The organism is Ligilactobacillus cholophilus (genome assembly GCF_030389495.1).
Classification (GTDB): Bacteria; Bacillota; Bacilli; order Lactobacillales; family Lactobacillaceae; genus Ligilactobacillus; species Ligilactobacillus cholophilus.
This window is the reverse complement of sequence record NZ_CP127832.1, coordinates 1,189,601-1,211,906: the sequence shown is the minus strand read 5'-3', so window position 1 is coordinate 1,211,906 and position 22,306 is coordinate 1,189,601. Positions and strand designations below refer to the sequence as shown.

Sequence of the window (22,306 nt, the reverse complement as noted above, 5' to 3'; positions counted from 1 at the left end):
ATATTTTTAACAAAAATCATAGCATTCAAAGTTAATGTAAGATAAGATAATTATATAGGAAGTTAGGTGGTGTCAAGATGCGAATTTCAATTGTTTTAATTATTTTATTACTAATTGTAATTGGGTTTTTGATGATTTACAATTCATTTGGAATGAAGGAACGAGATGCCATTTTAATGAGAATTATAATTACTATTTTAGGGATTTTGAGTTTATGCGCCGGCGTTTATTTGTTTGTGCGTTATATTACAAGATAAATTCAAAAGAATGGAGAGAATTATATGGCAAATGAACCTAGTCCAGTAAAAGCATATATTGCATGTAGTTGGTTTACACCTGAACAACGTGCGCAGTTAGAACAAGGATTAAAAGCAATCGAAGCAAATCCTTCAGTTTCACGAGAATTTTCTCATTTTCCATTAGATCATCAATATAAAGGTTTAGATGTTAATGAACATCCTGAATTAATTCATGATGTTGAATGGCAAAATCGGACATATGTTTCTGATATTGAAGGAATGATGGGAGCAGATCTTGGAATTATGTTATACAATCCTGCTCAAATTGATGACGGTGTAGCTTATGAAATGGGATATTTACGCGCATCAGGAAAGCAAACAGTAATGGTAATTCCAGATGATGCTGATGAACCATTAAATTTGATGGTTGCAATTGGTGTTACACGTATTATTAGAATGAAAGAATTAGCAACTTTTGATTTTCGTCATGTAACTAGTGGAACATATAATGGCGATGTATATTAAAATGGTGAAGGAGGATTTTTGATGAGTTTAAAAGAATTTACTAAAGAAGAATTAAAGCAATTCGATGGCAAAAATGGTCACAAGGCATATGTTGCAATCGAAGGTGATGTTTATGATGTTACAGACATCCCAGGGTGGAAAAATGGTGAACATCATGGGAATTTAGCTGGAAATGATGTAACTGATGCACTTTTAAATAAGTCACCTCATGGAACACGAGTACTTTCAAAATTAACAAAAGTTGGTAAACTAATTTAAAATTATTTTTAAAAAGAAAAGAGATGGAATATTTATTTCCATCTCTTTTTTGATATAAAAAGAACTATGATTAATCATAGTTCTTTAAATTTATAATTTAAATTTTAGTACCAGTTGTGTGATAACCAGAAGTTCTTAGCGTTTACCCATGAACCGTAACGACCTTTTACATAACTGTCAGCAGTTCTATCTTGGTTTGCTTTTGAAAGGTCACCGTTTAAGTAGTTAATATCTAATTGGTAAGCACCATAGTAACGACCATTACGAGCTTCGTAGTTACCACCTGATTCGTGTTGGATAATCCATGCACGTGCTGAAGCTTCATCACCTGAAACATTTGATGTGTAACTTTGTGTTGAAGTTTGTTGTGTGTTTTGTTGTGTACTTTGTGTTGATGTAGCAGTTTGAGTTGCTGCTTGCATTTGACTGTTGTTTGTTGTTGATTGTTGTTGAGCAACGTTTGTTGTTGAAGCTTGTGCTGTGTTTTCAGCGCTAACTTCTAACTTTTCACCAACAAAAATCAAGTCAGGATTATCAAGGTTGTTCATTTCTTGAATTTTATTAACAGTTGTGTTGTACTTTTCTGCAAGTTCTGAAACTGTGTCACCAGCTTGAACAGTGATTGAGTCAGCATTTGCAACAACAGTAGCACCTGCAATTGAACCTGTTAATGCTGCAGCAGAAACTAAAACCTTTTTCATCTTCATAAATATATCCACTCCTAAAAATTTCTATCTTCTATCTGTTTATTTTTCAATTTATATTAATTTATGTAATTGATTTGAAAAATAAAAAACCGACGTTTTATCGATTCAACGATTAATAGTATACGAATTTAATATAACAACGATGTAGCACTTATATTACTAATTATTACAAAATGCATTTATTTTGTAATAAAGCGCCCATAATCTTTGATATATAAGGATTTATAAATTTTGAAATAATTGCTTTTTTTATGAAATTTTTTCAAAATAATGCGAATTTTATTTGAAAAAGAGCAATTTTTTTCGCTCAATGTAACAAAATAAGGTATAATTTAACGCAAAAGTAATAGAGAATTACGGAGGAATATTGGATGGCAAAAATTTTATTGTTAAATGCTGGAAGCTCATCAGTAAAATGGAAAGTTTTTGAATTAACGAATGAAAAGATGATCGCTGAAGGTGAAGTGGAACGGATAAATACACCTAAGGCAATGATTACTATTAAATATAATGGCGAAAAGATTGTTAATAATGAACCTGATTTAGGATATGAAGCATCCGTTCGATTAATTTTAAAGAAAATCCAAGAATTAAAAATTGCGACATTAGATGAAATTTCTACGGTTGGTCATCGTGTTGTTGCTGGAGGTCGACGTTTTACTAAAGCAACAAAAATTAACGCAGAAGTTTTAGAAGAAATCAAAAATTTAAAGGATTTTGCACCATTACATAACCCACATGAAGCTCATTTTATTGAGTTAATGCAAAAAATCTTACCAGATGTTGATCAATATGCTGTTTTTGATAGTGTGTTTTTCACTGATATGCCGGAAATGAATGCAATTTATAGTTTGCCATATGAAATGTCTGAAAAATATGGTATTCGGCGTTATGGGGAACATGGAATTAGTCATGGTTATTTAAGTAAAAGAACTGCTGAAATTCTTGATCGTCCACTATCAGAATTAAAAATTATCACTTTACATTTAGGAAGTGGAGCATCAGTTGCAGCAATTAAAAATGGAAAAGCCTTTGATAGTTCAATGGGCTTTACACCACTTCCAGGACTAACAATGGGAACACGTTCAGGAGATATTGACCCTTCAATTGTACAATTCTTAATGGATAAAGAAGGTATGTCTGCTGATGATGTAATGAATTTATTAAATGACAAATCAGGGATTTTAGGAATTTCAGGATTTAGTTCTGATATGCGCGATATTGAAGCTAGATGTGCTCAAAATGATGAGAGAGCAGCACTTGCTCGTGAAATCTTTATTAATCGTGTAGTTAAATATGTTGGAAGTTACTATACTGAATTAGGTGGTATTGATGCTATTGTATTAGCTGGTGGCATTGGGGAACATCAAATTGACTTGCGTGCTGATTTATTGAAGGAATTAAGTATTTTAGGAATTCAAGTTGATGCTCAAAAGAATCAAGCAAATCAAGAAGGAATTATTTCGCCAGATGATGCAAAAGTTAAAACGTTATTAATTCCAACAAATGAAGAATTAGCAATGGTTCAACAAATTAAAAAAGTTTTATAGGATATTTTTTAAGACGTGAATTTATTCGCGTCTTTTTATTTATGTATTATATTGTTAAGTGTCAAACTTAATGTACGGTATTTGTAAATATATTTTAATTTTATAAATCTGTTTTTGGTGTATAATCATTAAAAACGAATATTATTTGAAAATAATTGAGGTGTTTTTTGATGAAAAAAATTGCAATTGTAATGGGAAGTATTTCGGACTGGGATACAATGAAACATGCTGCTCAAATTTTAGATGAATTGAACGTTGATTATGTAAAAAAGGTTATCTCTGCACATAGAATGCCAGATGAAATGTTTTCATTTGCAAAAAATGCTTCTAAAAATGGAATTAAAGTAATTATTGCAGGTGCTGGTGGAGCAGCACATTTGCCAGGAATGATTGCAGCAAATACATTAGTTCCTGTGATTGGAGTTCCTGTACAAAGCCATGCTTTAAATGGATTAGATTCGTTACTTTCTATTGTACAAATGCCAGCTGGAGTATCAGTTGCAACAATGGCGATTGGAAAAGCAGGTGCAAAAAATGCAGCACTGATGGCAGCACAAATATTAGGTATTAACGATCAAAAGATTGAACAAAGATTAACTGAATATCGTGAAAGACAAACTTCTCAAGCAATAGAAAGCAGTGAAAATCTTGAATAATAGTATAAAAATCGGAAGTACAATTGGTATTATTGGCGGAGGACAATTAGGTCAAATGCTGGCACAATCAGCAAGACAAAGTGGTATGAAAGTTATTATTTTGGATCCACAAAAGGATTGTCCAGCAGCGTTATTTGCAGATGGGCAAATTGTTGCTGATTATTCAGATGAGGCAGCAATAAGAAAGTTAGTAAGTAAAGCTGATGTACTAACATATGAATTTGAAAATGTGGATTTAAATATATTAGAAAAAATTCAAAATAAAACTCTTTTACCTCAAGGTACACACTTATTGAAAATTACTAAAGATCGTTTGAATGAGAAGAACTTTTTAAAAAATTTAGGTTTAAGGACAGCGGAATTTAGTAGCATTAATACAGAAAAAGAACTAAAGAATGCTTTAGATGAATTTGGATATCCTAGTTATTTAAAAACTTGTGAGGGTGGATATGATGGTAAAAATCAAATGCAATTAAAATCAACTAGTGATTTTGATAAAGCTACAACGATTCTACAAAAGGGACCATGCATTTTAGAGAAAAAAGTTATTTTTAAAATGGAATGCTCTGTAATGGTTGGCAGAAATGTTGATGGAGAAGTTAGTGTATTTCCAGTAAGTGAGAATATTCATCGTAATCAAATTCTTCATGAAAGTATTGTTCCTGCAAGAATTTCAGAAAAATTACAAAATGAGGCACAGTTAATTGCAAGAAAAATAGCTGAAGCATTAAATTTGTGTGGGATTTTGGGAATTGAAATGTTTATTGGTGAGGATGATAATGTTTACGTCAATGAATTGGCTCCACGACCACATAATTCTGGACACTATTCCATTGAAGCATGCAATTATTCTCAATTTGATATTCATAATCGTGCTATTTGTAATTGGAAAATGCCTGAAATAAAACTATTAAAGCCAGTAGTAATGGTAAATGTATTGGGGCAACATTTAGAAAAAGTGAAAGCTTTAGTGCCACATAATGAAGAATATCATTTTCATGATTATTGGAAAACTGAAGCAAGAGTTGATCGTAAAATGGGACATGTTACAATCTTAACAAATGATATAGAAAAAACTTTAAATGATATAGAGAAAACTAACATTTGGGATTGATGAGTTAGTTTATAGTAAATATGGTAATTATAAATTATTTTCAGCAAAAGACGAACAATATACACTAAAATAGTGATTTAGTAGTGACAAATTTACTAAATCACTATTTTTTTGTGAAAATAAACTGAATGTAAGCGTTATTCGTTGTTGACATAGTTCGTGTTTTTGTAATAACATAGGTCTTGTAAACAGATACAAAAAAATATTTCGTTTAAAAACGAACGTTTCAAAGAGGAGATTACTGTGAAAGTTAAGAAGTTATACATGGGAAAAGCAAAGGAAGTTTGGAGTACTGAAGATGAAAATGTACTACAAATTGTCTATCTCGATCAAGCAACAGCATTTAATGGTAAAGAAAAAGATGAAATTGATGAAAAAGGAATTATTAATAATAAAATCTCAAGTTTAATTTTCAAATATTTGAACAAAAATGGAATTAATACTCATTATTTAAAAACAATTTCTGATAACGAAGAATTAGTTAAAAAGGTTGAAATCATTCCATTAGAAATGATTACTCGTAATTACTCTGCGGGACATTTTGCAAGTCGTTTTGGCGTAAAAGAAGGCATTAAGTTTGAAACACCTGTAGAAGAAATGTGTTATAAGAGTGATCCGCTGGATGATCCAGAAATTAATGAATCACAAGCAGTAGCATTAAAAGTAGTGACTCATGAAGAATTGGAAAAAATGTGGGAAATATCGCGTAAGGTAGATAAACTATTAACACCAATTTTTAGTGAAGCAGGAATGACTTTGATTGATTTTAAATTGGAATTTGGAAAATTGCCAAATGGTGAAATTATTCTTGCTGATGAATTTTCACCAGATAATTGTCGCTTATGGGACCAAAAAACACAAGATCATTTAGATAAAGATGTTTATCGTAGAAAGTTAGGCTCATTAACTGCTGCATACAAAATTGTATTAGATAGACTTGAAAAAGTGATAGGAGAATAGAGATGAAAATAAGACTTTTTGTAAATATTAAATCTTCAGTATTTGACCCTCAAAGTAAAGAAATCACAGAGGCGGCTCAAACATTAGGCTTTGAAAATGTTGCTGATATTAAAGCAGGAAAGTTCTTTGATATTAAGTTAAAAGATCAAAAGATTGATGAAGAAATGATCAAAAAATTAGCAGAAAATCTATTAGTTAACTTTAATTTAGAAACATATCATTATGAAATTTTGGAGGATGAATAATGAAAGTAGCAATTATTGTTTTTCCAGGATCAAATTGTGATACGGATTTGCATTACGTATTAACTAATTTATGTCATGCTGATGCGGAATATGTTTCTTATCGTACCTGTGATTTATCCAAATATGATGCAGTTATGTTGCCAGGTGGTTTTTCATATGGAGACTACTTAAGATGTGGTGCAATTGCAAGTATTGCTCCTGTAATGCAAGAAGTTCAACGATTTGCTGATGAAGGTAAACCAGTTATTGGAATTTGCAATGGGTTCCAAATTTTAACAGAAGCAAATATTTTACCAGGTGCGTTAAAAAGAAATGATAATTTAAAATTCATTTGCAAAACGGTTTCTTTAAATGCTGAAAACACAAAGACGCCATTTACATCAGCATTAAAAGAAAATGAAAAGATCGAATTACCAATTGCGCATTCAGATGGAAGTTATTATGCAGATCCAACTACACTAGATGCATTAGAAAATAATAATCAAGTAGTGTTTAGATATGCAGATGAAAATCCAAATGGAAGTGTTAATAATATTGCTGGTATTTGTAATCGAAGAGGAAATGTTGTAGGAATGATGCCTCATCCAGAACGTGCATCTGAAGCAATTATGGGAGGATCAGATGGTATAAAAATTTTTCAGTCATTATTAAGTTAAAGAATTTCAAAACATATGGAGGAATAAATAATGGATGAGGTAATGAGTCCACTTGAAATTAAAGAGAAAAAACCATATTTAGAATGGGGATTATCTGAAAAAGAATATGACTATATTTGTGAAAAGTTATTAAAGAGACTTCCAAATTATACTGAAACAGGCTTATTAGCAGTAATGTGGAGTGAACATTGTTCATATAAAATGTCAAAACCATTATTAAAGTTATTACCTAAAAAGAATAGCAAGGTTCTCCAAGGCCCAGGTGAAGGTGCTGGAATTATTGATATAGGTGATGATCAAGCGGTTGTATTTAAAGCAGAAAGTCATAATCATCCTTCAGCAGTTGAACCTTATGAAGGTGCTGCAACAGGAGTTGGTGGTATTTTACGGGATATTTTTAGTATGGGTGCTCGCCCAATTGCATCACTTGACTCTCTTCATTTTAATGAAATTAAGAGTGCACATGATCGTTATTTAATTGATCAAGTTGTTGCCGGAATTGGTGGATATGGGAATTGTATTGGTGTTCCTACTATTGGCGGTGAAACAACTTTTGATAGTTGCTATAAAGGCAATCCGCTTGTGAATGCAATGAGTATCGGAATTATGAATGTAAAAGATATTCAACAAGGACGTGCAGAAGGTGATGAAAGTTCCATTATCTACGTTGGTGCAAAAACTGGACGTGATGGTATTCATGGAGCAACTTTCGCATCAGCTGATTTTAGTGATGAACATGAAACTCAACGTTCTGCGGTTCAAGTTGGGGATCCGTTTATGGAAAAACTATTAATGGAAGCTTGTTTGAAATTAATTCAAGAGCATCCAGATTGGTTAATTGGGATTCAAGATATGGGTGCTGCTGGGTTGGTATCTTCAAGTTGTGAAATGGCTTCAAAATCTCATACAGGTGTGAAATTAAATTTAGATTTAGTACCACAACGTGAAACAAATATGACGGCATATGAAATTATGCTTAGTGAATCACAGGAAAGAATGCTCTTATGTGTACCAAAAGAACATACACAAGATGTAATTGATTTATTTAAGGAATTCAATCTTGAAGCCGCTAAAATTGGTGAAGTTATTGATGATACAAGATATGTACTTACACACGAGGGAAAAGTAGTAACAGATATTCCGGTATCGACATTAACAGATGATGTATTACAAGAAATTGGTAAAGAATCAATTCCAGAACGAATTAGCACAGCTAAAGAAGCTGAATTACCTAAAATAACAAATGCAAAAGAGATTTTCTACAAGTTATTAAAACAACCTACAATTGCATCTAAGAAGTCATTAACTACAACATACGATTCTCAAGTTAGGGCTTCAACAGTTGCGGGACCTAATGGTATTAATGATGCAGGAATTATTAAAGTTCGAGGAAAGAAAAAGGGGATTGCTGCAACAACAGATGGCAATGGCTGTTTCGTTTACTTAGATCCCAAAATCGGAAGTGAAATTGCAGTATTAGAAGCTGCGATGAATCTCTTGTCAGTTGGAGCAGATCCTTTAGCTATAACAGATTGCTTGAACTTTGGAGATCCACATGATCCAGAAGTTTACTGGGAATTACATCAATCTATTATTGGAATGGCAGAAGCATGTCGCCACTTAGACACTCCTGTTGTTTCGGGTAATGTTTCACTTTATAACGAGAGTAATGGCGAAGCAATCTATCCTACACCAATGATAGGAATGGTTGGGTTAATAAAAGATGTAAACCATTATATTAAAAATTCAGTCAGTTACGAGGATGAAAATCTTTATCTTATTGGTAAAACAGAGGATGATTTCAGCGGATCCGAAATCCAAAAAATGCAACAATCAAAGATTAACGGAAAGTTACGTGAACTTGATTGGAATGCAGAATTAACTAAGATAGCATTACTAAAGAATGCAATTGATAAAAATCTTATTAGTAGTGCTCATGACATTAGTGAGGGTGGAATAGCCGTAGCTTTATCTGAAATGTTCTTTAATACTCGATTAGGTGTTTCAGTTGACTTAGCAATGCCAGTTAGAAAAATCTTTAGTGAAACTCCAGGAAGAATGATTGTTGGAGTTGCAGATGCTAATAAGAAGAAGTTTGAATCAATTTTAATGGATAATGCTCAATTTATTGGCAAGGTTAATCAAAGTGCAAAAATTCAAATTAATTGCACAGATGATAAATTTATTTATCCAGTATATGAGGCACAGAAAATTTGGGAGGACGCTATTCCATGTTTAATGAAGAAAAAGGACTAAATGAATACTGTGGAATATTCGGAATATATGGAAATGAAAAAGCTAGCGATTTTGTTTATACCGGATTACATGCACTCCAACATCGTGGGCAACAAGGAGCAGGAATTGTAAGCGATATGGGCAATCATTTAGTTCGACGTAGAGGACTAGGATTACTATCAGCTGTTTTCAGTAAATATGAGGATATTGCACAACTTCAGGGAGAAAATGCAATTGGTCATGTTAGATATGGAACTAGTGGTTCAGATTCAATTTTTAATATACAGCCTTTTCTGTTTGATTTTAACGGTAATGATGTTGCATTAGCACATAATGGAAATTTGACTAATGCTCAGACACTAAAACGTAAACTCAAAGAAGACGGTGCTAAATTTGAGTCTGATTCTGATTCAGAAGTACTAATTCATTTGATTAAACAAAAACAAAACATGAGTTTTATTGATGCATTGAAAAAGAGTTTGAATGAAATAAAGGGTGGTTTTGCATTTCTATTTTTGAAAAAGGATTGTATGATTGCAGCACTTGACCCTAATGGATTTAGACCTTTATGTATTGGTAAGAGGACAGATGGTTCATATGTTGTTGCAAGTGAAACATGTGCGTTAGATGCGGTCGATGCAGAATATGTACGAGATGTTCAACCTGGAGAGTTGATTATCTTTGATAAAGATGGAATGCATCTTGACCATTTTACTACAGATACACAATTAGCTGTTTGTTCAATGGAATATATTTATTTTGCTAATCAAGATTCTAGCATTCATGGTGTTAGTGTATATGATGCAAGAAAGAAAATGGGCCAATTATTAGCAAGGGAACAACCAGCTGATGCCGATATAGTAATAGGAGTACCTAATTCTTCATTAGCTGCTGCATTAGGGTATGCACAGGAAAGCAAACTGCCTTATGAAATGGGATTAGTTAAAAATCAGTATGTTGCACGGACATTTATTGAACCTACACAAGAACAAAGAGAACGAAGTGTACGTTTGAAATTATCAGCAGTTAAATCAGTTGTTCAGGGAAAAAGAGTTGTTATTGTAGATGATTCGATTGTTAGAGGGACAACCTCAAGTCAAATTGTTAAATTATTAAGAAAGGCTGGAGCAAAAGAAATTCATTTAAGAATTGCTTCTCCACCATTTAAATTCCCATGTTTTTATGGAATTGATATTTCAACACGTTCAGAACTGATTGCTGCTAACTATTCAATAGAAGAAATGAAAAAAATCATTGATGTCGATTCATTAGGATATTTGAGTATTGAAAGTTTAGTTAAGTCAATTCCAATTCCAGATGCTAAGGGTGCCCCTAATGGTGGATTAACAATAGCTTATTTCAATGGAGAATATCCAACTCCACTTTATGATTATGAAAAAGATTACTTAGAATCTTTGAAAAAGCAAAAAAGAAAGGGACTAGAAAATGGATCAATATAAAGAAGCTGGGGTTGATATTGCTGCAGGCAATGAATTAGTTCATCGAATTAAAAAAATTGCTAAGCAAACTCGAACCAGAAAAAATGAAAATGAAATTGGAAATTTTAGTGGTACATATCAACTTGGCTCAAAATCTATTTTGGCAAGTACTGATGGAGTAGGAACAAAATTAATGATTGCACAAGAAGCACAAGTATATGATTCAATTGGAATCGATTGTGTAGCGATGTGTGCAAATGATATTTTAGCGCAAGGTGCACAGCCATTATTCTTCCTTGATTATTTAGCAGTTGGTCAAAATAATCCTGAAAAATTAGAAAAAATTGTTAAGGGCGTTGCTGATGGTTGTATTGATGCTGAAATGGAATTAATTGGTGGAGAAACTGCAGAAATGCCAGATATGTACGATAAGGATGAATTTGACATTGCTGGTTTTACAGTTGGTATATGTGAAACTAATGATTTATTAACAAATAAATTGCCTCAAGAGGGAGATATTTTAATTGGATTACCTTCTAACGGATTACATTCCAATGGTTATTCATTAGTTCGAAAAATTTTATTTAAAGATCATCATTACTCTTTAGATGATAAATTAGAAATTTTAAACAATGAATCCCTTAAAGATGAGCTTCTTAAACCTACTAAGATTTATGTTAAAGCAGTTAAGAAATTGCTTGAAAGTAAATTGATACACGGGATTGCTCATATTACTGGAGGTGGTTTACTTGAAAATGTTCCCCGGATGTTAAATGAAAAATTACAAGCGGTAATCGATACAGATGCATGGGAACCAAATCCAATTTTTAAACTTTTAAAAGAAGAGGGTAAATTAGATGATGCTAATTGCTACCGTATTTTTAATATGGGAATTGGTTTAGTTCTTTGTGTTGATCCTAATAATTACCAAAAAGTGTGTTCACAATTAGAAAGTGAAAATGAAACATACTTTAAAATTGGAAAATTAGAAGCAAGGGCTTCAGGTGATTCAGCTATCAAGTTATTAAAAGGTGGGAAGAATATTCAATGAGAATTGCGATTTTTGCGTCAGGAAATGGAACTAATTTTGAAGTTCTCGCAAAAGCATTTCAAAGCCATGAATTTGGGGAGAATGCCAAACTTGAACTACTGTTTTGTGATCATCCCAATGCTCCTGTTATTAAACGAGCTGAAAAATATGGTGTTTATACAGCGACGTTTACATTGAAATCTTGTGGAAACAAAGAGGAGTATGAAAAGAAAATCTTGCAAATCCTGAAATCTAGAAAAATAGATTTAGTGGTTTTAGCAGGATATATGAGAGTTATTAGCCCGGTAATTTTAAATAATTTTGATGGGAAAATTATTAATTTGCATCCTGCTTATTTACCTGAATTTACAGGATTACATGCAATTGAAAGAGCATTTCAAGATCATGTTGAAAATGGAAGAACGCAAACTGGGGTTACAATCCATTATATAGATGAAGGATTGGATACTGGTCCAATCATTAAACAGGAACATGTTCCTATTTATAAAGATGATGATGTTGATACGTTGGAGGCAAGGATACATCAAACCGAACATAAATTGTATCCAGAAGTATTGAAGAAAATTTTGGAGGAAGAAAATGAAAAAAGCAATAATTAGTGTATCTGATAAAACAAACTTATTAGACTTTGCCAAAGGTTTAACTGAAAACGGATTTGAAATTATTTCAACAGGTGGTACACAAAAATATTTAAATGAAAATGGTATTGAAACAATCTCAATTGAAGAAGTAACTGATTTTCCTGAAATTTTAGACGGAAGAGTTAAGACATTACATCCAAAAGTTCATGGTGGAATTTTAGCTAAACGTGATAACGATGATCATTTAGCAACGTTAAAAGAATTAAATATTGATTTAATTGATCTAGTATGTGTAAACCTATATCCATTTAAGAAGACAGTAACTGATGAAAGTAAAACAAATAGTGAAATTATTGAACAAATTGATATTGGTGGTCCATCAATGTTACGTTCTGCAGCTAAGAATTATCAAGATGTAACTGTTGTTACTGACCAATCAGATTACGAAGTAGTTTTAGATCAAATCAAAAAAGATGGACACACTAGTCTTGAATTACGTCAAAGATTAGCAGCTAAAGTCTTCCAAAAGACTGCAGCTTATGATGCTTTGATTTCTTCATACTTTAATAGTCAAATCAATCAACCAGCTCCTCAAAACTTAACATTAACATATAACCTAATTGATGAAATGCGTTATGGTGAAAATAGTCAACAAAAAGCATGGTTCTATGAAGATGTTGTTCCAAAGAAATTCTCAATTTGCCAAGCAAAGCAACTCCATGGAAAGAAATTATCATTTAATAATATCAAAGATGCGGATGCAGCCTTAAGAATTATCCGTGAATTTGATGGTCCAACTGCAGTAGGATTAAAACATATGAATCCATGTGGTATTGGTAAAGGTGAAACGATTGAAGAAGCATGGGATCAAGCATATTTAGGGGACCCAGTATCAATTTTTGGTGGTATTGTTGCATTAAACCGTCCAGTTGATGTAAAAACTGCTGAAAAATTACATAAACTATTCCTTGAAATTATTATTGCTCCTTCATATGATGACGATGCATATGAAATTTTAGCTAAGAAAAAGAACTTACGCTTATTAACAGTTGATTTTGAACGGAAAGATGAACCTGTAAGAAATGAAACTGTATCTGTTATGGGTGGCTTATTAGTACAAGAACAAGACTTCCTTGCAGATGATGTTAAGGATTGGAAAGTAGTTACTAAGAAACAACCAACTCCAGAACAATTAAAGACGATGGAATTTGCTTGGAAGGCAGTGAAATTTGTTAAGTCAAATGCAATTTTAGTTGCTAATCCACAAAGAACACTTGGTGTTGGTGCTGGTCAACCAAACCGAATTGATGCAGTTAAAATTGCGATTGAACATGCCCAAAAATACATTGATGATGAATGTGTATTAGCAAGTGATGCATTCTTCCCAATGAATGATTCAGTTGAATATGCAGCAAAACATGGAATCAAATTGATTGTACAACCTGGTGGATCAATTCGTGATCAAGACTCAATCGATATGGCAGATAAATATGGAATTGCAATGGTAATGACAGGTCGTCGTCATTTCAGACACTAGGAGGAAAAAATGGAAAACATTAACGTAATGGTAATTGGTTCAGGTGGACGTGAATATGCAATTTGTCGCAAATTAAAAGCGAGTTCAATGGTTAATAAGGTATTCTGTGCACCTGGTAATCCGGCAATGAACAAAATTGGTGTTGAAGTTTTAGATATTGAAGAAAATGATTATGATAAGTTGATTCAAGCAGTCGAACTTCATCAAATTGCATGGACTTTTGTTGGTGGAGAAGTAGAATTGGCCAATGGAATAGTTGATGTATTCCAAGAACATCATTGTAAAATTATTGGGCCAGATAAAGAAGCTGCTCAATTGGAAAGTTCTAAATCATTTGCGCTTAAATTTATGCGTAAGAACAATATTCCAACAGCACAAAGTAAAACATTTAGTAATAAAGAAGTAGCACGTAAAAATATTACTGAATTTGGTTTCCCATTAGTAATAAAAAAGGACGGACTTGCTGGAGGAAAGGGAGTATATATTGCACCTGATCAAGAAGCTGCATTGCAATTTGTTGATCAGCAAGATGTGGATGCTGCTCATCCACTAGTTTATCAAGAATGTTTAAGTGGACAAGAGTATTCGGTTTTTATTCTATTAGATCAGAATTCATATCAAGTATTACCTATTAGTCAAGATCATAAACGTGCTTATGATAATGATGAAGGTCCTAATACAGGGGGGATGGGAGCTTATAGTCCAGTTCCTCAACTTACATCACAGCAATATGAACAGATTATGAAAGATGTTGTTGAGCCAACAGTGAAAGGTGTTCATAGAGAAAAATTTTCATACAAAGGAATTTTGTATGTTGGAATTATGATGACAGCAGAAGGACCAAAAGTAATCGAATATAACGTTCGTTTAGGCGATCCAGAAACTCAAGTAGTACTACCACGAATTGAAAATGACTTTGCAAAATTATTAAATCAAGTTGCGAATAATGAAAAAATTGATAATATTATAATTAGTTACGAATCATTTATAAATGTTGTTTTGGCTGCTAAGGGTTATCCACAAAACCCGGTTACAAATCAAAAAATCGATTTAACGGATATCCCTGAAAATATTTTTATTGATTATGCAAATGTTAGTGAAAAAGATGGCGTTTTGTATAATCAAGGTGGTCGAATTCTATCTGTAGTTGGTAGGGCTGCTTCATTAAAAGAAGCCCAAAAAGAAGTTTATTCATTTTTGAATGAACATCCAATTTCAGACACATTTTACCGTAAAGATATTGGTAACAAAGCTATTTGTGATTGATTAGGAGGAATCTTACAATGAGTGATATTGAAATTGCACAACAAGCTAAATTAGAACCAATCCAACAAATTGCAGAAAAAGTTGGTTTGACAGATGATGAAATCGAATTATATGGAAAGTACAAAGCTAAAGTTAACTTACCATTAAAAAATGCTCACAAAACTAAAGAAAAAATGGTTTTAGTGACAGCTGTTAACCCTACACCAGCTGGTGAAGGAAAATCAACAGTTACAATTGGTTTAGGTGATGCATTAAAAGAAATTGGCAAGAACGTAATGATTTGTTTACGTGAACCATCTCTTGGACCAGTAATGGGAATTAAAGGAGGAGCAACTGGTGGTGGTTATTCACAAGTTGTTCCAATGGAAGATATTAACTTACACTTTACAGGTGATATGCATGCTTTAACAAGTGCAAATAATACATTAGCTGCTTTAATTGATAATCATATTTACCAAGGAAATGAATTACATATTGACCAACGCCGGATTATATGGAAACGAGTACTTGATATTAATGATCGTGCATTACGTCACACAGTGATTGGTTTAGGTGGTCCTCTTCAAGGGATTCCTCGTGAAGATGGCTTTGATATCACAGTTGCTTCTGAATTAATGGCTATCCTTTGCTTGGCAACTGATTTGAAAGATTTGAAACGTCGGATTGGTAACATCGTTATTGGTTACAACTTTGATAAAGAACCTGTAACAGTTGATCAATTAGGCGTAACAGATGCAATTACTTTATTGCTTAAAGATGCAATTAAACCTAACTTAGTTCAAACAATTGAACATACACCAGCATTAGTACATGGTGGCCCATTTGCTAATATTGCTCATGGATGCAATAGTTTAATCGCAACTAAGACAAGTTTGAAATTAGCTGATTACACAATTACAGAAGCTGGTTTTGGTGCTGACTTAGGTGCTGAAAAATTCTTAGACATTGTTTGTCCTAAATTGGGTAAAACTCCAAATGCAATCGTATTAGTTGCAACTTGTCGTGCATTAAAGATGAATGGTGGAGTTGCTAAGAAAGACTTAGAAGAAGAAAATGTAGCTGCTGTTGAAAAAGGATATGCTAACTTACAACGTCACATCAATAACTTGAGACAATATAATGTTCCCGTTGTAGTAGCTGTAAACCGCTTCAGTACAGATACACCAGCAGAATTAGATAAAGTAGTTGAACTTTGTGCTGCTGATGGTGCTAAGGCTGTAGTTTCAAATGGATGGGCTGAAGGATCAGCTGGTGTTCTTGATTTAGCTCGAGAAGTTGTTGCTGCATGTGATGAAACATCAGACTTTAAGCCATTATATGATCCAAATGAATCAATTGAAGATAAAGTGCAAACATTAGTTACAAAGATCTATGGTGGAAAAGATGTTGCATATAGTGCCAAAGCTAAATCTCAAATTAAGAAATTTGAAAAATTAGGTTGGGACAAGATGCCAATCTGTATGGCTAAGACACCATATTCATTCTCAGATAACGAAAAATTACTTGGGGCACCAAAAGACTTTACAATTCATATCCGTGAATTTGTACCTAAGTTAGGAGCAGGTTTCTTAGTTGCTTTAACAGGTAATGTATTAACAATGCCAGGATTGCCAAAAGTACCTGCTGCAAATGGAATGACTTTATCGGATGATGGTAAGATTAACGGTTTATACTAAAACTGAATATTAAATTAATGAATGATATTTAAATGGATTTATTTCTATTTAAATATCATTTTTTTTGACTGAATTAAGAATTATATTTAAATAGAAGATTCATGGTAAAATAAGAACGAATGTTTGATTGGAGTGAAATAGATGAAATTTTTACATACTGCAGATTGGCATATTGGGAAAAAATTACATGATTTTTCTTTATTTGATAGTCAACAAGAAGCATTAAAACAAATCGAGCACATTGCTAAGGAAGAACAAGTTGACGCAATTGTAATTGCTGGTGATTTATATGATCGTTCTGTTCCAAGTGAAGAAGCGATAAAAATGTTAAATCAAGCTTTGATGGAACTAAACTTAAATGATCATTTTCCAATATTGATGATTAATGGAAATCATGATTCAGCAATCCGATTAGATACTGGTAGCCAGTGGTTTAAAAAAACAAAGTTGTTTTTAAATACGAAACTTAAAGATGCATTTACTCCAATTGAAATAAAAGATACACAGTTTTTTCTATTACCATATTTTGAAATTCCGGTAGCACGTGACTATTTTGAAGATGACAGTATTCAAAACTTGGCACAAGCAATGAAAAAAATTGTAGCAAAAATGAAGATGAAATTTAATAATGACAAAAAACATGTTTTAGTAGCACATTTTTTTGCTGCAGGTAGTACACATAAAGATTCAGAAACGAATATTGAAGTTGGTGGCTTGGATGCTGTTCCATTAGATATTATGAATGATTTTGATTATGTTGCATTAGGACACTTGCACAGCAAAAATGCATTGCATGATGAAAAGATGAAATATAGTGGTTCACCAGTTAAGTTTTCTGTCAGTGAAGCAAATGATACTAAAGGGGTTTGGATTGTTGATACTGACCAACCTGTTGGGAAAATGACCAAATGGATTCCATTGAAACAAAAACATGAAATTCAAATTTTAAATGAAGATTTTGAAACATTAATTTCTCCACAAATGTATCAAAAAATTCCAGATGAAGATTTTGTAGCGGTTGAATTAACTGATAAAGAAATTATCCCTAATATTATGAATCGTTTGCGAGAATTTTATCCAAGGATTATTAGTTTTAAAAGACAAAATGGGCGAGAGGTTATTGAACAAGAAATGCCTAAAGAAATAAAGAAACTATCACCGGTAGAAATGCTAGAGATGTTTTTTGAAGAATCCACTGGTCACATTTTGTCTAAGGAACAATTGGATTTTGCAGAAAAAGTATTAACTGAATTAGAAAGAAGTGACTCATAATGCGTCCGTTGAATTTAACATTGGAAAATTTTGGACCTTATCAAAATGTTCAAATTGATTTTACTAAATTTCTAAATGCACCATTATTTTTAATTAGCGGTAAAACTGGAAGTGGTAAGACTACAATTTTTGATGGGATTTGTTATGCATTATTTGGTAAAACTTCTGGTGACGAAAGAACTGCAAGTCAAATGAGATCACTATTTGCTAAACCAACTGATAAAACAAAAGTGATATTGGAATTTGAACACCAGGGAAAGACGTACAAGATTACACGTGAACCAACATATGAATATCGAAATAATAAGGGGTCAAATTCAACTCATACCGCTAAAAACTCACTTGAATATCGTGATTCAATGGGTGAATTGATTGTTTTAACTAAAAAGCGAGATGTTGATAATTTTATTAGCAATTTATTACATTTAAATGCACAACAGTTTACGCAGATTGTACTATTGCCTCAACAAAAATTTCGTAAATTTTTAACAGCGGATAGCGATGAAAAAGAAAAAGTTCTACGTCAGGTTTTTGGAACAGAGATTTTTGCTCAGTGGACGGAAAAAATCAAAGAAAATGTTCGAAAAAAGAAACAACAAAGTGAGATGCAAACAAAACAGTTAGAAACGTTAATGAATACGGTTAAATTGAATGATGATGATTATGAAAAAATTAAAGCACCAAATGATTGGCTTGAAGTTGTTCAAAATTATGTAGTAGAAAAAGAAAAAATATTAGTACAAAAACAAAGCGAATTAAAGCGAGTTCAAGGTAAAATTGAACAATTGATGCTTAAATTTCAAAAACAAAAATTATTAGCTGATCGGTTGCAAAAGTTGAAAAATGTAGAAAAAGAAATTAAAGCATTGCAGCAAAAGCAAGATTATATTCAAAATTTGAAGATACAAGTTCAAAATTTAAAATGGGCATTGAATAATAAAACGTTAATGAATGAAATTACTCAAGGCCGAAAAAAATTAAATGAAGATAATCGTAAATTAACGACTTTTACTACCAAGTTAGAAAACATTGAAAATGAAAAACAACTTAGAAATAATGAATTATTAAAATTAAATAATCAAAAGGAAAAATATCATCAATTAGAGTTAAAACAGCAAGAATTACAGTCGAAGTTGCCTCTGTTTGATCAAGTTGCAGATTTACAATTGCAGTTAAATAAAATTGATGAGCAGTACCAAAAAGAAAAGGAAGTAAAATTTGAAAGTGAAAAGAAATTAGCGACAGCTAATGATAGGTTATTGCAATTAAGAAATGAAGTTCTTGATTTAAGCGATTTAATAAATGAAATAAATCAAATTCAACGCAATAATGATAGTCTGGAGCAGTTAGAAAAAAGTTTACAGGAATTAGTAGAAGATGATTTAAAGGTTAAACAATTAAAAAATGGACTTGATGAGGAAAAGCGTCACTTTGAGCAGCAAAATAAAATTTATCAACAGTGCAAGGAAACAAGAGAAAATTATCAAGATTATTTTGCTAAAAATCAGATTGCTTATTATGCACAACAGTTAAAAGAGGGGACGCCATGTCCAGTGTGTGGATCAATCGAACATCCACATTTAGCAAAGCTTGATTCTAAAATTCCTCAAATCAGTGAGCAACAAGTGAAGGATGCTCAGGAAAAGGAAAATAAAGCATTACGGAAATTTTCAGAATTGAAAACAAAAGTGCAGGATTTAGACGAGCAAATTGTTCAAAAAAATAATGAGTATAAAAAAAGGTTAAAAGAATATCAAATTAAAGCTCAAACAAGGGAAAGTAATTTAACAATTCTAAAGAATGAATTGATGAAAAAAATTAAAGAGGTTGCTAGCCGGTTAGATGATTTATCAGAAGAAAAGTATTCTCAAGAATTAAAGAAAAAGCAAATTCCTAAGATTGAGAATGAAATTAAACTATTAACGGAAGCAAGTCAAGAAGCACAAAATAAAGTAAATCAATTAGAAAAAAGAAATATTGAGGTAAAAACACAATTACGTAATCAACAAAATAATTTACCTAAGGATTATTTAAATCGCGAAAGTTTAGAAGAAGCGATTGAAAAGATGAAACAAAGTATTAGTGCGTTTGATCAACAATTGAAAAAGAAAGATGAACAAGTTCAAGAATTAGATCGAGCTTTTACATCATTAAAGGCTAATAAAAGACAGTTGGAAGAAATTGTTGTTGAAGAACGTACAATTTTGGAAAAAAATGAAAAAGATTTAAAAGTAGTTTTAGATGATAAACAAGTATCAGAAAAACAACTTTTAGATTGGCTTAAAAATGTTGGACAGATTGAACAAAATCAGTTTGAAATTAGTAGGTATGAAGAAAATTTATATGCTAATCAAAAACAACAAAAAGAATTATGTGACAAAGTAACAGGGAAAGAAATGCCTGATTTAGATCTTGTTCAAAAGCAACAAAGGGAGGCTAGTGAAAAAGGTTCTCAATTAAGTCGACAATGCGGAGAAATAAAAAATGAGTATGATAGATTGAATGAAATTTATCACCAAGTAGAAAAATTATGGGAGAAACAAAAAGAAAATCAAAGAGAATTAGATGAATTAAGTGAATTATCACAAGTTATAGTTAATGGGACATCAGCAAGAAAATTAGGTTTAGAAAGATTTGTATTGCGTGAGTACTTTAAAGAGGTGTTGCATGTGGCATCACAAATTTTAGAGAAAATTACAAATGGACGCTATACTTTTATTTTGCAACAAACAGCAGAACGAAATGTTGCTAATCAAACAGGATTAGGAATTGATATTTATGATGATGAAGCTGGAGAAACGCGTAGTGTAAGAACTTTATCTGGAGGAGAAAGTTTCATTGCAGCATTATCATTAGCTTTAGCATTAGGTGAAGTGATTCAACGTCAAAATGGTGGGACACAAATTGAAACGTTATTTATTGATGAAGGATTCGGTTCTTTAGATGAAGAATCATTACAAGTTGCTTTAGAAACATTGCGTTCGCTTGAAAGTCAGAATAGAATGATTGGTATTATTAGTCATGTGCAAGAATTACATGCACAGATCCCAGATCAAATTAATGTGATTACTCATAATGGGCAAAGTGAAATTCAATATAAAATTAAATAGAGTATAAGGAGTTTGTATGAAATATCGCACACACCTTGCCACAACAATGGCAATTGGATTGCCGTTAATGGCTGGATTGAATGAAATTAGTTTAATAAATATTGGTGCTCTTGGCTTAGGAAGCCTTTTGCCGGATATAGACCATCCAAGTTCTTTTTTAGGGAAAAGAAATAAAATTGCAAGTGGTATTACAAATAAGACGCTTGGGCATCGTGGTGGAACACATTCATTGATAGGAGTGTTTGTGGTTTTTATACTAGGTACGTTTATTCAACAAAACTATTTAGCTGTGTCGGGGCAAAATATGACATTTTGGTTAGTTTTTGGTTTCCTATTTCATTTGATTGAAGATGCATTTTCTAAAGAAGGAATTCATTGGCTATGGCCATATAAGCGAAAACGTCGTAGGAAAAAAATAATTTATTATACAACTGGTGGTATTGGGGAATATTTAATATTAGGTTTTACACTATGCCTGTTATTAATAGAACTTCGCCTGTTGTATTTAGGCACTTTAAATCAGTTTGCTCATTTTACATGGTTAAATGAAGTTCAAAGTAAATTTGAATATTTACAGAGGTTTTGTCATTTATAAAAAGCGAAGGATATTGTCCTTCGCTTTTTTTATTTTTCTTCTTCTTTGAAAACATAAAATCGTTGACCAAAATAATTTAAAACAGTAAATAAAATAGAACCAGAAAGTAATGAAACGATTTGTAATACAAGACTGCTTGCACTGCTGAAAATAAACTTAGCAATTGGTTTAGCAATGCCATAAGCAACAATATAACAAACTAAAATATTAATAATAAATTTAATAATATCTTTTTTGCTTTCGGTATTACTATTAAATGTGAAGTTTTTATTTAAAATATAACTAACGATACTACCTACAATTATATTAACGGCCGATGATGTCCAATAATTAATAGTATGATTAATTTCAGCGATGTCCATTAAATGCATTGTAATAAACATTGCTATCCAACCAACAACAGTATTAATAATACCAACGAAAATGAATTTAATTACGGTACTGTCGAATAGTTTTTTATTTTTTTCTTTTTTCACATTAAGCCTGCTCTCTTAAATAGGATAGTTATATAATTGATTAATTTAATTTTAACCAACATCTGATAAGTATAGAAAAAAATAAAAAAACAGTCAATTTATTTCAAAAATAGCTTGACGAATTTTATTTAACTCTGTATAGTAGTAAATGTTGTTAC

General features: G+C 32.0%; 21 protein-coding genes. 19 read left to right on the top strand and 2 right to left on the bottom strand.

Annotation, left to right across the window (positions count from 1 at the left end; genetic code table 11):
• Nucleotides 1–77 precede the first annotated feature (77 nt).
• From QPK35_RS06330 to QPK35_RS06320, 3 genes are read left to right on the top strand one after another with little or no spacing between them, the layout of a single operon-like run.
• Nucleotides 78–257: a hypothetical protein gene (locus QPK35_RS06330; RefSeq protein WP_290033112.1), complete on the top strand. Its 180-nt coding sequence runs from the start codon at nt 78–80 to the stop codon at nt 255–257.
• A gap of 24 nt (nt 258–281) precedes the next feature.
• Entirely contained in the window at nt 282–764 is a 483-nt protein-coding gene (locus QPK35_RS06325; RefSeq protein ID WP_290033111.1) for a nucleoside 2-deoxyribosyltransferase, read from the top strand.
• A gap of 21 nt (nt 765–785) precedes the next feature.
• Nucleotides 786–1,022, top strand: coding sequence for a cytochrome b5 domain-containing protein (locus tag QPK35_RS06320; protein WP_290033110.1), 237 nt, complete (start codon nt 786–788; stop codon nt 1,020–1,022).
• A gap of 104 nt (nt 1,023–1,126) precedes the next feature.
• Here the strand turns inward: QPK35_RS06320 and apf are convergent, their stop codons facing one another.
• A complete protein-coding gene (apf, locus tag QPK35_RS06315; protein ID WP_290033109.1) occupies nt 1,127–1,729 on the bottom strand; it encodes an aggregation-promoting factor in 603 nt (200 codons plus the stop codon).
• Nucleotides 1,730–2,100: 371 nt separating this feature from the next.
• On the opposite strand from apf, the gene QPK35_RS06310 reads away from it, so the two are divergent.
• The 16 genes from QPK35_RS06310 to QPK35_RS06235 all read left to right on the top strand — a co-directional run bounded on the left by QPK35_RS06310 (nt 2,101) and on the right by QPK35_RS06235 (nt 21,672).
• Nucleotides 2,101–3,279 carry an acetate/propionate family kinase gene (locus QPK35_RS06310; protein WP_290033108.1) on the top strand — a complete coding sequence of 393 codons (1,179 nt, stop codon included), beginning with the start codon at nt 2,101–2,103 and terminating at the stop codon, nt 3,277–3,279.
• Nucleotides 3,280–3,446: 167 nt separating this feature from the next.
• Nucleotides 3,447–3,935, top strand: a complete 489-nt coding sequence (purE, locus tag QPK35_RS06305; RefSeq protein ID WP_290033107.1) for a 5-(carboxyamino)imidazole ribonucleotide mutase — start codon at nt 3,447–3,449, stop codon at nt 3,933–3,935.
• Entirely contained in the window at nt 3,928–5,049 is a 1,122-nt protein-coding gene (gene purK / locus QPK35_RS06300) for a 5-(carboxyamino)imidazole ribonucleotide synthase (RefSeq protein ID WP_290033106.1), read from the top strand. Before purE ends, purK begins: the two co-directional genes overlap by 8 nt.
• A 243-nt stretch (nt 5,050–5,292) precedes the next feature.
• On the top strand, nt 5,293–6,009 hold the full coding sequence (gene purC, locus QPK35_RS06295; RefSeq protein ID WP_290033105.1) for a phosphoribosylaminoimidazolesuccinocarboxamide synthase: 717 nt from the start codon (nt 5,293–5,295) through the stop codon (nt 6,007–6,009).
• A 2-nt stretch (nt 6,010–6,011) separates the two neighbouring features.
• The gene (gene purS, locus QPK35_RS06290) at nt 6,012–6,254 is read left to right on the top strand and encodes a phosphoribosylformylglycinamidine synthase subunit PurS (RefSeq protein WP_290033104.1); all 243 of its coding nucleotides are present in this window, start codon (nt 6,012–6,014) and stop codon (nt 6,252–6,254) included.
• Nucleotides 6,254–6,910, top strand: a complete 657-nt coding sequence (gene purQ, locus QPK35_RS06285) for a phosphoribosylformylglycinamidine synthase subunit PurQ (protein WP_290033103.1) — start codon at nt 6,254–6,256, stop codon at nt 6,908–6,910. Before purS ends, purQ begins: the two co-directional genes overlap by 1 nt.
• Nucleotides 6,911–6,940: 30 nt before the next feature.
• Nucleotides 6,941–9,166, top strand: a complete 2,226-nt coding sequence (gene purL / locus QPK35_RS06280; protein ID WP_290033102.1) for a phosphoribosylformylglycinamidine synthase subunit PurL — start codon at nt 6,941–6,943, stop codon at nt 9,164–9,166.
• Nucleotides 9,142–10,605, top strand: a complete 1,464-nt coding sequence (gene purF / locus QPK35_RS06275; RefSeq protein ID WP_290033101.1) for an amidophosphoribosyltransferase — start codon at nt 9,142–9,144, stop codon at nt 10,603–10,605. The genes purL and purF overlap by 25 nt, the downstream gene beginning before the upstream one ends.
• The gene (purM, locus tag QPK35_RS06270; protein WP_290033099.1) at nt 10,592–11,635 is read left to right on the top strand and encodes a phosphoribosylformylglycinamidine cyclo-ligase; all 1,044 of its coding nucleotides are present in this window, start codon (nt 10,592–10,594) and stop codon (nt 11,633–11,635) included. The genes purF and purM overlap by 14 nt, the downstream gene beginning before the upstream one ends.
• On the top strand, nt 11,632–12,234 hold the full coding sequence (gene purN, locus QPK35_RS06265) for a phosphoribosylglycinamide formyltransferase (RefSeq protein ID WP_290033098.1): 603 nt from the start codon (nt 11,632–11,634) through the stop codon (nt 12,232–12,234). Before purM ends, purN begins: the two co-directional genes overlap by 4 nt.
• The gene (gene purH, locus QPK35_RS06260) at nt 12,215–13,753 is read left to right on the top strand and encodes a bifunctional phosphoribosylaminoimidazolecarboxamide formyltransferase/IMP cyclohydrolase (protein WP_290033097.1); all 1,539 of its coding nucleotides are present in this window, start codon (nt 12,215–12,217) and stop codon (nt 13,751–13,753) included. The genes purN and purH overlap by 20 nt, the downstream gene beginning before the upstream one ends.
• A gap of 9 nt (nt 13,754–13,762) precedes the next feature.
• On the top strand, nt 13,763–15,019 hold the full coding sequence (gene purD / locus QPK35_RS06255) for a phosphoribosylamine--glycine ligase (RefSeq protein WP_290033096.1): 1,257 nt from the start codon (nt 13,763–13,765) through the stop codon (nt 15,017–15,019).
• A gap of 17 nt (nt 15,020–15,036) precedes the next feature.
• Nucleotides 15,037–16,695: a formate--tetrahydrofolate ligase gene (locus QPK35_RS06250; RefSeq protein ID WP_290033095.1), complete on the top strand. Its 1,659-nt coding sequence runs from the start codon at nt 15,037–15,039 to the stop codon at nt 16,693–16,695.
• A 141-nt stretch (nt 16,696–16,836) separates the two neighbouring features.
• Nucleotides 16,837–17,967, top strand: coding sequence for an exonuclease SbcCD subunit D (locus QPK35_RS06245; protein WP_290033094.1), 1,131 nt, complete (start codon nt 16,837–16,839; stop codon nt 17,965–17,967).
• Nucleotides 17,967–21,077 (top strand): AAA family ATPase, encoded by a 3,111-nt coding sequence (locus QPK35_RS06240; protein WP_290033093.1) that lies wholly within the window; start codon nt 17,967–17,969, stop codon nt 21,075–21,077. Before QPK35_RS06245 ends, QPK35_RS06240 begins: the two co-directional genes overlap by 1 nt.
• Before the next feature lie 16 nt (nt 21,078–21,093).
• Nucleotides 21,094–21,672, top strand: a complete 579-nt coding sequence (locus tag QPK35_RS06235) for a metal-dependent hydrolase (RefSeq protein ID WP_290033092.1) — start codon at nt 21,094–21,096, stop codon at nt 21,670–21,672.
• A gap of 29 nt (nt 21,673–21,701) precedes the next feature.
• Here QPK35_RS06235 and QPK35_RS06230 read toward each other — a convergent pair whose 3' ends face one another.
• A complete protein-coding gene (locus QPK35_RS06230) occupies nt 21,702–22,148 on the bottom strand; it encodes a GtrA family protein (RefSeq protein WP_290033091.1) in 447 nt (148 codons plus the stop codon).
• Between the last annotated feature and the right edge of the window lie 158 nt (nt 22,149–22,306).

Excerpts from the sequence above, each read along its gene's own strand:
- QPK35_RS06325 (WP_290033111.1), top strand. The coding sequence starts at position 282 with ATGGCAAATGAACCTAGTCCAGTAAAAGCATATATTGCATGTAGTTGG.
- purL (WP_290033102.1), top strand. The coding sequence starts at position 6,941 with ATGGATGAGGTAATGAGTCCACTTGAAATTAAAGAGAAAAAACCATAT.
- purF (WP_290033101.1), top strand. The coding sequence starts at position 9,142 with ATGTTTAATGAAGAAAAAGGACTAAATGAATACTGTGGAATATTCGGA.
- apf (WP_290033109.1), bottom strand. The coding sequence starts at position 1,729 with ATGAAGATGAAAAAGGTTTTAGTTTCTGCTGCAGCATTAACAGGTTCA.
- QPK35_RS06240 (WP_290033093.1), top strand. The coding sequence starts at position 17,967 with ATGCGTCCGTTGAATTTAACATTGGAAAATTTTGGACCTTATCAAAAT.
- purD (WP_290033096.1), top strand. The coding sequence starts at position 13,763 with ATGGAAAACATTAACGTAATGGTAATTGGTTCAGGTGGACGTGAATAT.
- purQ (WP_290033103.1), top strand. The coding sequence starts at position 6,254 with ATGAAAGTAGCAATTATTGTTTTTCCAGGATCAAATTGTGATACGGAT.
- purH (WP_290033097.1), top strand. The coding sequence starts at position 12,215 with ATGAAAAAAGCAATAATTAGTGTATCTGATAAAACAAACTTATTAGAC.
- QPK35_RS06235 (WP_290033092.1), top strand. The coding sequence starts at position 21,094 with ATGAAATATCGCACACACCTTGCCACAACAATGGCAATTGGATTGCCG.
- purM (WP_290033099.1), top strand. The coding sequence starts at position 10,592 with ATGGATCAATATAAAGAAGCTGGGGTTGATATTGCTGCAGGCAATGAA.
- purS (WP_290033104.1), top strand. The coding sequence starts at position 6,012 with ATGAAAATAAGACTTTTTGTAAATATTAAATCTTCAGTATTTGACCCT.
- purN (WP_290033098.1), top strand. The coding sequence starts at position 11,632 with ATGAGAATTGCGATTTTTGCGTCAGGAAATGGAACTAATTTTGAAGTT.
- QPK35_RS06330 (WP_290033112.1), top strand. The coding sequence starts at position 78 with ATGCGAATTTCAATTGTTTTAATTATTTTATTACTAATTGTAATTGGG.
- QPK35_RS06320 (WP_290033110.1), top strand. The coding sequence starts at position 786 with ATGAGTTTAAAAGAATTTACTAAAGAAGAATTAAAGCAATTCGATGGC.
- QPK35_RS06250 (WP_290033095.1), top strand. The coding sequence starts at position 15,037 with ATGAGTGATATTGAAATTGCACAACAAGCTAAATTAGAACCAATCCAA.
- QPK35_RS06310 (WP_290033108.1), top strand. The coding sequence starts at position 2,101 with ATGGCAAAAATTTTATTGTTAAATGCTGGAAGCTCATCAGTAAAATGG.
- QPK35_RS06245 (WP_290033094.1), top strand. The coding sequence starts at position 16,837 with ATGAAATTTTTACATACTGCAGATTGGCATATTGGGAAAAAATTACAT.